The following is a 10,702-nucleotide window of genomic DNA, read 5'->3' as shown; positions in this document are numbered from 1 at the left end:
TAGAAAAGTGATTCGAGCTCTTTATTTTGAGTCAATCTCTCGAAAAATCTACTAAAAGTTGATTCTGATGGAACCTGACCAAGAACATTAAAACCACAGCAATATCTCAGTACTGGATTTTGCTTTAGGTTTGAAACAAGATCTTTAATAGTTTGGATTTTTTCTACTTGCATAGCAATGAGAGAATATAGTAAAGGTGCTACATCATACCCTTTGGGTCCCTTGGAATCAGCAGACTTTCTTAGTGAACTAGATAGCTTTGATACATCAATTTGCGATAAAATCATTTCTAATTTGGTTTCTTGCTGAAATTCCATGATTTGTTCAAAGGAAATCAGCGTCATTTGTCGAATATACATTAAGTGGTTTCACTCCTTTTCGGATAGTTTTGTTCGCACTTAATTAATTCGACATATTGGGGTGAAACTCCTTTTTGTATCTACTCAAATTTAGAAAAATCAATGATTAGGAAATATGAAATTTCCTCAATAAAAAAGATGATCTGACTTTGAAAGAAGCAGATCATCTTTTTTATTGTTTTATTTTCCTTGAAGAATTAAATAGATATTTCCGATAATCGTCATAAAAGGAACGACTATATCTTTAGTAACTGTTTGAGCATCTTCGCCATCCAGAATTGTAGGAGGATTAAGATTCACACTATAATTTTCCTCTGATATATTTACTGTAAATAAACCGTTGTTTAGGTTAAGGTACTCTGAGACAGAAGCATCCGCTAGGGCATCACGTTTTTCAATAGCCATTTTTGCATATACAGCAGCTAATTTCACATAGGTTTCTGGATCCGCTCCTATATATGTATCGAAATTAAAGTCCTCTTTAATTTCTTGTTTCACTAAAATTAAGTCTTTAGGTAAGTTTTTATTTGGGGCACTATTTAAAAATGCTTGATTATCAATAAAACGAATTAAATTACGGTAAAATAGGTTTGTATAGTCATTGACTACATCCAAAGGAACAATGCCGAACAAATCATATTGGGATTTTATGTAAGAATTGATTAATTCAGTAGTAGATTCATTTTTATTATTTGTATTACTGAAATTTTCTGAGCTATATTCAGACATCATATAAGCTTTATATTGATTTAAAATATTCTCAAGTTCTTCTAAAGTAAAAATATCATCATCTAATAAAGCTTGGGTAAGTTGTACCGCCCCAACTTTTTGTTCGCTCAATAAACTCTCTACATCTTGTTCAGATAAATATCCTAAGTCTATAGCGATTTCTCCAAACTTTTTGTCCATCTTTTTCTGTTGTGCATGTACTTGTCTTACTTGTTCTGAAGTCATTAAATCTTTATTTATTGCTAAAACACCTAATTTCACTCTAGTGGATCGGTTTTGATTTAGAACCTTGTTCAAAGCTTCTGCTGAAATAAATCCGTTATTTAACAAATAATTTCCAAAGTACTGATGCAACATATTCCCAACACCCCTTTTGTATTTATCTTTTATAAATGTATATTATTATAGGTATGTCTCAATAATCTTTTTCATGCTATCTTCTTCCCAAGGCTTTTGTAAAAAGTTTTCAGCGCCAGCTTTAAGTGCATCCTTTAACATGTCTTTGTTTCCAACAGAGGATAGTATAACCACTTTTGCATCCTCAAAATTGCTTTTGATTTTTCTTAGACATTCAATACCGTTTAGCTCCGGCATCACTATATCAAGGAATACTAACGCTGGTTGGTTCTCCTCGAAAAGTTGATAGGCTTCTTGACCATTGGTGGCTTCAATTACCTCGATATCAGCGTCAACCTTTGATATGAAGTCTTTTAGTTGCATTCGGATTAATAATGAATCATCACACACTAAAACCTTTTTTGTTTTTTCACTCATTCTTAACACACCTTTCTCTTTGTATTGGTTGTTAATTTATGAAAATAAGGAAAGCCTTATTTATTAAAGTAATTATGAAGTCAATAGGTCAAAAGTTATATATAGATTTATTATAACATACATTTTTTGGACATAAAAACAGAAAATTAAGAACTTTATACTTTTATTTTTACGATTCAGTAAATAGGGGTATTATAAAAATAGAATAAATTTAAAAGAATAAAAAAGAGGTGCTTATAATGAAAAAAGTATTAGTTGTTGTTGGAGGAGATGCTGCAGGAATGAGTGCTGCATCAAAGGCAAAAAGAGTGAATCCAGATTTAGATGTAATTGTTTTTGAGATGGGGGAATACATATCCTATTCCCAGTGTAGTTTACCCTATTACATATCTGGTGTAACACCATCAAAAGAAAAATTAATTTCTAGAACGACAGAGGATTTTGCCAAAAGAGATATATCTGTATATCTAAACCACGAAGTAGTAGAGGTTGATGTGAAGGAGAAGACCGTAGAGGTTATGAACCATGAGAATGGCGAAAAATTCATAAGACCCTATGATTATTTAATGTATGCAACAGGTGCCAATTCTCAAGTTCCACCAATTCCTGGTAGTGATCTTGAAAATGTAATGAGTTTAAAAACAATTCCAACTGCAGATGCAATAAAAGAAGTTGCACATAGAGACGAGATTCAAGAAGTAGCTATCGTTGGTGGCGGTTATATTGGTTTAGAGATGGTAGAGACGATGGTTCACTTAAATAAGAAGGTAAGGATCATTCAGCGCTCTGACCAGCTTATGAATGTAATGGACGACGAATTTGGTGAGATTATTCGGGCTGAATTAGAAAAGCATGGGGTTTCTGTACACACTGGTGAGAGCTTAACTGAGCTAACTGGAAATGGAAAGGTAACAGGCCTTAAAACGGACAAAGGAACCTATAATGCAGATTTAGTAATATTAGCTTTAGGGGTAAAGCCGGCTACAGAACTTCTAAAAGATAGTGGGGCTGAGTTTTTAAGAAATGGTGCCCTAGTAGTAGATGGTTTTTCGAGAACAACGATTCCAGATGTTTATGCTGGCGGCGATTGTGCATCCATTTATCATAAAATAAAAAAGGAAAATGTCTATTTACCTTTAGGGACCAATGCAAATAAACAAGGAAGAATTGCAGGTGGACATATTGCTGGAGAAAACCAGGAGCTTAAAGGGGTGATCGGCACATCCGTATTAAAAGTAATGGACTTATCCGTAGGGTTAACAGGATTAACAGAACGAGAAGCAAAAGAGATGAATTTAAACTATGACACTGTAGTTGTAAAAAGCGCTAATCACGCAGGAAGCTATCCAGGTAGAAAGCGAATAACGATAAAGCTTGTTTATGAAAAAGAATCGATGGTGATATTAGGAGCACAAATGCTTGGTGAAGATGGTGTGGCAAAAAGACTAGATGTTTTTGCAGTAGCTATCGACCAAGGTATGACTACGGAGGAATTAGGCTTTGCGGATTTATGTTACGCACCACCTTTTGCAACAGTTTGGGATGCAGTGCAAGTAGCGGCAAACGCGGCAAAGTAAGTTAAAACCCGAGCACTTTCGCTAAAGGTGAAAGTGCTCGGGTTTTTATTCTCACTAAAAACGGCGAATGAATTCGCCTCTACCGAGTACGGTAGTGGAACTATGGTTGAACGATAGTGGAACAATGGTTTAACGATAGTTTAACTAAGGTTTAACAACTGTTGAACAACTGTTGAACAACTGTTGAACAACTGTTGAACAACCGTTTAACTACGGTTCAACAATGGTTTAACAACTTTCCAACTTTCCACTAAATTGTCATCCTGAGTGTAACGAAGGATCTCGGTTTTGACTTTGACTTTTATAAACAAGGAGTAAGCAAAATATGAATATTTCTGAAGAGGACTATATACAGTATTTAGCAGAGAAATATTATTTTCGTTTTTCAAAACAATTGAAGGGATTATTCAAAGCTGACAAGATACATATAGGCACCAAAAAACCACAACATTTTTTAAAATTAAAAGAAAGTAGTGTTTTTTATTATCCTACTAATCATAAAGAAAAAATAGATAATGTATTTATTGCTTATGCAACGATAAACAAGCCATATATTCTTGATCTTTATTCTGGGAATAGCTTAATAGAATATTTAAATCAACATGGCTATGATATTTTTTTATTTGACTGGGGAATCGTATCAGAGGATCAATATGAAATGTCTATAGAAGATCAAATTTTGTCTCGTCTGTTTGTAGCTATTGAAAAGGTAAAAGAGAAATTGAATATAAAAAAAATAAATCTAATTGGTTATTGTCAGGGTGGCACATATGCTTTAATGCTGGCATCATTATTTCCAGAAAGTTTTAATAAAATAGTTTTATTTAATACTCCAGTAGACTTTACGTATGGTGGAGTATTTCACTGGACTAAATTTATGCCAGAAACATGGTTAGGGTTATTTCCAAACTTTAATTACCATATAGAACTTACGGATGTACCAGACTATCCTTTTGAAAGACTCGTTAATAATATTTTTAAGAATAATAAGACATTAAATTGGTTAAAGCCTGTTAATCGTTGGGAAAATGATGCAGTGCCAATGGCAAGAAATGCACTACATGAGTGGATCATACACTTTTACAAGAAAAACGACTTAATAAATAAAAGATTTTATTTAGATGGTAAAAAGATAGATTTAGAAAAGATTAAGCATCCAGTACTGAGCATAGTGGCAGATAACGATGATATATCCCCAAAAGTTATGTCAGCGCCAATAAAAAGACTAAAAAATGTCAAGGAATTGTGCATCCCTGGAGGGCATCTAAGTACTACCGCAGGATGTTTTGCCAAATATCATTCCTGGCCTGCCGCGGTAAATTGGTTGAAAAGTAATTAGAACCGAGATTCCTCTTAAGTTATGTCATGAATAAATCTAGGAATCTTGATTTTAATTCTTTATATTGGCGAATGAATTCGCTTCTACTACAATACAAGGTCTTACCTTCATCTGTAGCTTCGAATTCATTCGAAGGTTTCGAAACAAACCTCATCTTAAGTCAATTGAAGAATCTCGGTTTTGAATTTACCCTTCCACTTTCCAACTTATTACGATAGTGGAACGATAGTTTAACAATGGTTTAACTATGGTTTAACAATCGTTTAACTATGGTTTAACAACTGTCCAACTAACAAGTCATCCTGAGTGTAACGAAGGATCTCGTTTTTGTTTCTTCTTTTTCTTTCCACTTTCCACTTTCCAACTTTCCAACTTTCCAACTTTAAGTCATTTTGCGAATGAATTCGCCTCTACCGATTACGGTAGTGGAACAATGGTTGAACGATAGTGGAACAATGGTTGAACAATGGTTGAACAACTGCTCAACTATTGTTAAAACTAGACGAACTGATATGTTCAACGTAGTGAAGTATCTGGTTTCAAGGTTTGCGAATTTCCTAACCAACTAACCAACTGTCCAACTGTCCAACTGTCTAACTTTCCAACTTTCCGTCATTTTGCGAATGAATTCGCCGCTACTATAATACAAATTATTACCCTTCATCTGTAGCTTCGAATTCATTCGAAGGTTTCGTAAAAGCAGGAGAAACATCAATAAATGTCAAATTTACTTTATAAATTATTAGAATATTTCATAAATACTAACAATATCTATTGACAAATTCAGTAAGAAAAGGTATTATGCTTGAAAGTGCTTTTTCAATTCACCACTTTAATTAGATAAAGCGAAAGGCGGGACGTTATGGTATCAAAAAGAGTATTATTACCGGAAGGGGTACAAGATTTACTAATTGATGACTGTGTATACAGAAGATATATAGAGGATAAATTGATGGCCCATTTTAGCAGTATGGGCTATATGGAAGTAAGCAGCCCCACCCTTGAGTATTATGATATCTTTTCTTTTGATGATCAAGATGCTAGTGGGGATCAAATGTTTAAATTGATTGACACCAACGGGAGATTATTAGTTTTAAGACCGGATTGCACCATTCCTATAGCTAGAATGGTCGGAACAAAAATGAAGGATTTTATCTATCCCTTAAAGCTTTCTTATGTACAAAATGTTTTTCGTATAGATGAGGAACAGGCGGGTAAAAAACGGGAGTTTAGACAAGCTGGGGTAGAGATTTTTGGGGTATCATCCTATAAAGCAGATGTCGAGATTATTGTAACGGCAATCGAAAACCTAAAGCATCTAGGAGTAGAAGATGTACAAATTGATATCGGACAGGTAAAAATTCTTAAAGAGGTTTTTGAAAATATACAAATTACTGAAGAACAAAAAGAAAAACTGATAGGGTTTATAGAAAATAAAAACTTCGTTGAAATTGGCGACTATATTGAAAGTCTAGATGTAGCACCAAATATGGCTAAAATTTTAAAAGAAATACCCCGCTTATTTGGTAGTCCAGAGGAAGTATTACAATCTTTAGAGGAGTTACCTTTAACGGAAGCCATGAAAGTGGCAAAAGAGGAGCTGGCACAAATTTGCAGGGCTATTGACGATATTGGCTTAGGAGACTATATCTCAATAGACTTAGGAATGGTAGCTCGTTTAGAGTATTATACAGGAATTATTTTTAAAGGTTTTACAAAATCCTTAGGAGTCGTGCTTTTGAGTGGTGGTCGTTATAATCAGCTTATGGAGAACTTTGGCCTTAACTGCCCGGCAACAGGATTTGCTTTTGTGATTAACAAAATAACAAAAGCCCTTAAGCTTCAAGAAAAGCTTAATATGGCTTTTAGAACGCATTACTTAGTGATTGACCGTGGAAATATTAATAAAAAGCATCTAGAAGAAATTAAACGCATGAGAGAACAGGGGTGCATTGTGGAGATTTCACTGTTAGATAAAAAAGAAGAAATCGAAGCCTACGGAAAAAGAAGAAAAGTAGACATTATAATAGAGGCAGAACAGCTGGAGGATTTGGTTTAGATAGGGGGATATATTTATGGAAAAAGTAAAAATTGCAGTTGCAAAAGGTCGTTTGGCTGATTATGCAATAAATTTGCTACATGAATCCGGTTTAGATTGTAGTGAATTACAAAAGCCTTCTAGAAAGCTGGTATTTGAAATACCTGAGGAAGGGCTAGAAATCATTTTATTAAAGGCTGCTGACGTACCTACTTATGTAGAACATGGGGTTGTAGATGTTGGTATAGTGGGTAAAGATACTTTGTTAGAAGCGGATAAACAGCTGTATGAGGTTTTGGATTTAAAATTTGGGAAGTGTAAGTTTGCTGTGGCAGGTAAGGTGGACTTACCTTATAACAAAATGAAGCACTTGACCGTTGCTTCAAAATATACAAATGTAACAAAAAAGTTTTTCGCAGAAAAAGGGCAGTCTGTAGAAGTAATCAAACAAGAAGGATCTGTTGAGTTAGCACCAATTATGGGTTTAGCAGATGTAATTGTTGATATAGTGGAAACAGGAAAAACCTTAAAAGAAAATGGACTAATTGTACTAGAGGATGTTGCACAAATTAGTGCAAGGTTAGTCGTTAATAAAGTAAGTTTTAAAACGAAAAAGAAAAAAGTTACAGCATTGATTGAAAGAATATCTAAGGAGATAGACAAGGGGGAGAAATAAATGATTGATATATTAAATTTGCAGGATTCGGAAAAGACATCTTTATTTGAGGAGTTGAGTTCCAGAAGCTCTGTTGATTTTAGTGAATATAATGATGGGGTTCAAAATATTCTTGATCAGGTTAAACAAGAAGGAGATAAAGCTTTAATTAGTTTAACGAAAAAATTTGATGGTGTAGACTTATCGAAGACAGGGTTAAAAGTAACGCCAGAAGAGATTGAAAAAGCTTATGAGCAAGTTGATCAGGAATACATAGACGCAATTAAACTAGCGATTGAAAATATAAAAAATTATCATATGAAACAAAAACAAAATTCTTGGTTTACATCGGATGATCCGAATATTTTGTTGGGTCAAAAAGTTACACCAGTGAGTAGTGCGGGAATTTATGTTCCTGGGGGAACAGCACCTTACCCTTCATCTGTTCTAATGAATGCAATTCCAGCTATTGTGGCTGGGGTTAAAAAGATTGTAATGACGACGCCACCTTCAAAAGACGGTGGTGTGAATGTGGGTATTTTAGTGGCTGCTAAAGAAGCCGGTGTAGATGAAATCTATAAAGTAGGTGGTGCCCAAGCAGTAGGAGCTTTAGCCTTTGGTACAGAAACGATTCCTAATGTTAACAAAATTGTAGGACCAGGAAATATATATGTAGCTACGGCAAAAAGGTTAGTTTACGGATACGTGGATATTGATATGATTGCTGGACCAAGTGAAATATTAATTCTTGCGGATGAAACCGCTAAGGCAACTTTTGTAGCAGCGGATATGCTTTCTCAAGCAGAGCATGATGAACTTGCTTCTTCTATTTTAATTACAACGAGTGAAGCCTTGGCAAAAACCGTACAATTAGAACTTCAAAGGCAAACATCTTTATTAGAAAGACAAGACATTGTTAAAAAATCCTTGAAAAACTTTGGGAAAATTATTGTGACCGATACAATGGATGAAGCAATTAAGCTATCGGATGAAATTGCACCGGAGCATTTAGAAGTATGTGTTAAAAACCCTTTTGAACTACTAAACAAAATACAAAATGCTGGAGCTATTTTCTTAGGAGATTACGCACCAGAACCTTTAGGAGATTATGTTGCAGGACCAAACCACGTATTACCAACTAGTGGAACTGCTAAGTTCTATTCACCCCTATCTGTTGACGATTTTGTAAAAAAATCAAGTGTTATTTATTATAGTAAAGCGGCTTTAAGTGGCGTGAAAGATGCGGCAATGAAGATGGCAGAACAAGAAGGGTTAACGGCACACAGAAACTCCATTAAAGTGAGGTTTGAATAATGATAGAAGGGCTTTTAAAGAAAAGTGTAAGAGACTTAGTGCCTTACACGCCGAAAAACTATGTAGTAGATATTAAGCTAGATGCAAATGAAAATAACCATGTTGCTTTGCAACTGAATGATAAAATTGCTGAAGCGCTTAAGGGTGTAAAGATCAATCATTATCCAGATAGTGATTCAACAGTGGTTAGACAGATGATCGCTGATGATTTTAATATTAATATTAATCAAGTGATTTTAGGCTGTGGATCTGATCAGATTATTACACTCATTATTAATGCATTTATCGATCCGGAGGATAAGATTCTCATTCATACGCCCACCTTTGATATGTACCGAATTACAAATAAAATTGCCGGGGGCAAAACCCTTGAGGTGCCTTTGGGTAACGATTTTGAATTTGACTGTAAAAATTTTATTAATGTGATGGAAAAAGAGCAACCAAAAATTGTTTTTATGACAAATCCGAATAATCCTACTGGGGGCGTAATTGCAAAGGAAGACATTATAGAAATTACAAAAAAGGCAAAAGGCATTGTTGTAGTAGATGAAGCGTACATGGAATTTTTCAATGAAAGTGCAGTGGATTTGGTAGATAAGTATCCAAATTTAATGGTATTAAGAACCCTTTCAAAGGCCTTTGGATTAGCAGGAGCGAGAATAGGATATTCTATTGCATCTGAAGTGCTTACGAAAGCTGTTAATCGTGTAAAGCCACCTTATAATGTCAGTAGCATTGATCAGGTGGCGGCTAAGGTATGCTTAGAAAACAAAAGCTGGGCTATGGAGATTATTGATGACATTATTAAAGAACGGGAAGTTGTTTCTGAGGCATTAAAAGCACTTGGTCTTAAAGTTTTCGACAGTGAGGCAAACTTTATTTTATTCAAGATGGAGAATGCAAAAGGCTTATATGAATATCTTTTGGAGAACAAAATATTGATTCGATACTTTGGTGAAACAGGACCTTTGGCTGGATGCCTGAGAATGTCCATCGGAACGCCGGAGGAAAATAAAAAGGTACTTCGATTGATTGGGGAGTTTTTGTAGAGGATAAGTCGGGTTTTGATTGTATAAGGGGATTCGTTTGAGTTGTGGTTGTCATCCTGAGTGTAACGAAGGATCTCGGGTTTGACTTTTATTATAGGCATAAAACCCGAGATTCTTCACTTCGTTCATAAGCAGATGACCAAAAAGAAGTTTTGTGTCAGTCGCTAACACAGAGAGGAATGACAAAATACTAGTGCTAGTTTGTGGTTGTAGCGACGAATTCATTCGCCGATATTTATCATATTTAGCACAAAAAAGGAGGGATTATATGGCGCGTTATTGTGAAGAAAAAAGAAAAACTGCTGAAACAGAAGTTTTGGTTAATATTAACTTAGATGGTTCAGGAGAAACAAACATTAATACGGGTATTGGATTTTTTGATCATATGTTGACTCAAATCGGTAAGCATGGTTTTTTTGATTTAAATGTTGAGGCAACCGGGGATTTAGAGGTTGACTTTCATCACACGGTGGAAGATGTAGGGATTGTATTAGGTAAAGCCTTTGCTAAGGCCTTGGGGGATAAAAAAGGCATAAAGCGTTATGCTACGGTTTTTACACCTATGGATGAATCCTTATCTATGGTGTCTGTGGATATAAGTGGACGACCTTATTTGCATTTTGATGTGGCCTACATTGCCCATACTACGGGAAATTTTGAGGTGCAATTGGTTGAAGAGTTTTTTAGAGCCTTTGCTTTTAATAGTGGAATGACGCTGCATATTAAAAATATGTACGGTAAAAATGATCATCATATAATTGAAAGTATCTTTAAAGCTTTTGGTCGGGTGTTAGATGAGGCAACAGGGATTGACAAGCGGATTAAAGGAGTCATGTCAACCAAGGGTGCCTTATAGTCATTGAGGAGG

At 34.9% G+C, this 10,702-nt stretch carries 10 protein-coding genes; 7 read left to right on the top strand and 3 right to left on the bottom strand.

The genetic code is table 11. From position 1 onward, the window contains the following. The 3 genes from RH915_RS09665 to RH915_RS09655 form a co-directional block, all read right to left on the bottom strand. On the bottom strand, positions 1-359 hold a 359-nt coding region (locus RH915_RS09665; RefSeq protein WP_310479676.1), incomplete at its 3' end, for a transposase. A 180-nt stretch (positions 360-539) separates the two neighbouring features. After that, entirely contained in the window at positions 540-1,445 is a 906-nt protein-coding gene (locus RH915_RS09660) for a chemotaxis protein CheX (RefSeq protein ID WP_310479675.1), read from the bottom strand. A 45-nt stretch (positions 1,446-1,490) separates the two neighbouring features. Next, a complete protein-coding gene (locus RH915_RS09655; protein WP_310479674.1) occupies positions 1,491-1,862 on the bottom strand; it encodes a response regulator transcription factor in 372 nt (123 codons plus the stop codon). A 239-nt stretch (positions 1,863-2,101) separates the two neighbouring features. Between RH915_RS09655 and RH915_RS09650 the strand changes: the two genes are divergently transcribed. The 7 genes from RH915_RS09650 to hisB all read left to right on the top strand — a co-directional run bounded on the left by RH915_RS09650 (position 2,102) and on the right by hisB (position 10,690). Then, complete coding sequence (locus RH915_RS09650; protein ID WP_310479672.1) at positions 2,102-3,439, top strand: CoA-disulfide reductase; 1,338 nt, start codon at positions 2,102-2,104, stop codon at positions 3,437-3,439. Between the two features lie 325 nt (positions 3,440-3,764). Further along, the gene (locus RH915_RS09645; RefSeq protein WP_310479671.1) at positions 3,765-4,778 is read left to right on the top strand and encodes an alpha/beta fold hydrolase; all 1,014 of its coding nucleotides are present in this window, start codon (positions 3,765-3,767) and stop codon (positions 4,776-4,778) included. A gap of 862 nt (positions 4,779-5,640) precedes the next feature. Continuing rightward, a complete protein-coding gene (hisZ, locus tag RH915_RS09640; protein WP_310479669.1) occupies positions 5,641-6,837 on the top strand; it encodes an ATP phosphoribosyltransferase regulatory subunit in 1,197 nt (398 codons plus the stop codon). A gap of 16 nt (positions 6,838-6,853) precedes the next feature. Then, positions 6,854-7,492 carry an ATP phosphoribosyltransferase gene (gene hisG, locus RH915_RS09635; protein ID WP_310479665.1) on the top strand — a complete coding sequence of 213 codons (639 nt, stop codon included), beginning with the start codon at positions 6,854-6,856 and terminating at the stop codon, positions 7,490-7,492. Then, on the top strand, positions 7,493-8,785 hold the full coding sequence (gene hisD / locus RH915_RS09630; protein WP_331618386.1) for a histidinol dehydrogenase: 1,293 nt from the start codon (positions 7,493-7,495) through the stop codon (positions 8,783-8,785). After that, positions 8,785-9,834 (top strand): histidinol-phosphate transaminase, encoded by a 1,050-nt coding sequence (hisC, locus tag RH915_RS09625; protein ID WP_310479664.1) that lies wholly within the window; start codon positions 8,785-8,787, stop codon positions 9,832-9,834. The genes hisD and hisC overlap by 1 nt, the downstream gene beginning before the upstream one ends. A gap of 268 nt (positions 9,835-10,102) precedes the next feature. After that, on the top strand, positions 10,103-10,690 hold the full coding sequence (gene hisB / locus RH915_RS09620) for an imidazoleglycerol-phosphate dehydratase HisB (RefSeq protein ID WP_310479663.1): 588 nt from the start codon (positions 10,103-10,105) through the stop codon (positions 10,688-10,690). Positions 10,691-10,702: the final 12 nt, after the last annotated feature.

The organism is Serpentinicella sp. ANB-PHB4 (assembly GCF_031432315.1).
Classification (GTDB): Bacteria; Bacillota; Clostridia; order Peptostreptococcales; family Natronincolaceae; genus Serpentinicella.
The sequence above is the reverse complement of the archived record's forward strand: the minus strand, read 5'-3'. Positions and strand labels throughout refer to the sequence as shown.

Bases quoted from the DNA above. Each gene is read 5' to 3' on its own strand.
- hisC (WP_310479664.1), top strand. From the start codon at position 8,785: ATGATAGAAGGGCTTTTAAAGAAAAGTGTAAGAGACTTAGTGCCTTAC.
- RH915_RS09645 (WP_310479671.1), top strand. From the start codon at position 3,765: ATGAATATTTCTGAAGAGGACTATATACAGTATTTAGCAGAGAAATAT.
- RH915_RS09655 (WP_310479674.1), bottom strand. From the start codon at position 1,862: ATGAGTGAAAAAACAAAAAAGGTTTTAGTGTGTGATGATTCATTATTA.
- hisD (WP_331618386.1), top strand. From the start codon at position 7,493: ATGATTGATATATTAAATTTGCAGGATTCGGAAAAGACATCTTTATTT.
- RH915_RS09660 (WP_310479675.1), bottom strand. From the start codon at position 1,445: ATGTTGCATCAGTACTTTGGAAATTATTTGTTAAATAACGGATTTATT.
- hisZ (WP_310479669.1), top strand. From the start codon at position 5,641: ATGGTATCAAAAAGAGTATTATTACCGGAAGGGGTACAAGATTTACTA.
- RH915_RS09650 (WP_310479672.1), top strand. From the start codon at position 2,102: ATGAAAAAAGTATTAGTTGTTGTTGGAGGAGATGCTGCAGGAATGAGT.
- hisG (WP_310479665.1), top strand. From the start codon at position 6,854: ATGGAAAAAGTAAAAATTGCAGTTGCAAAAGGTCGTTTGGCTGATTAT.
- hisB (WP_310479663.1), top strand. From the start codon at position 10,103: ATGGCGCGTTATTGTGAAGAAAAAAGAAAAACTGCTGAAACAGAAGTT.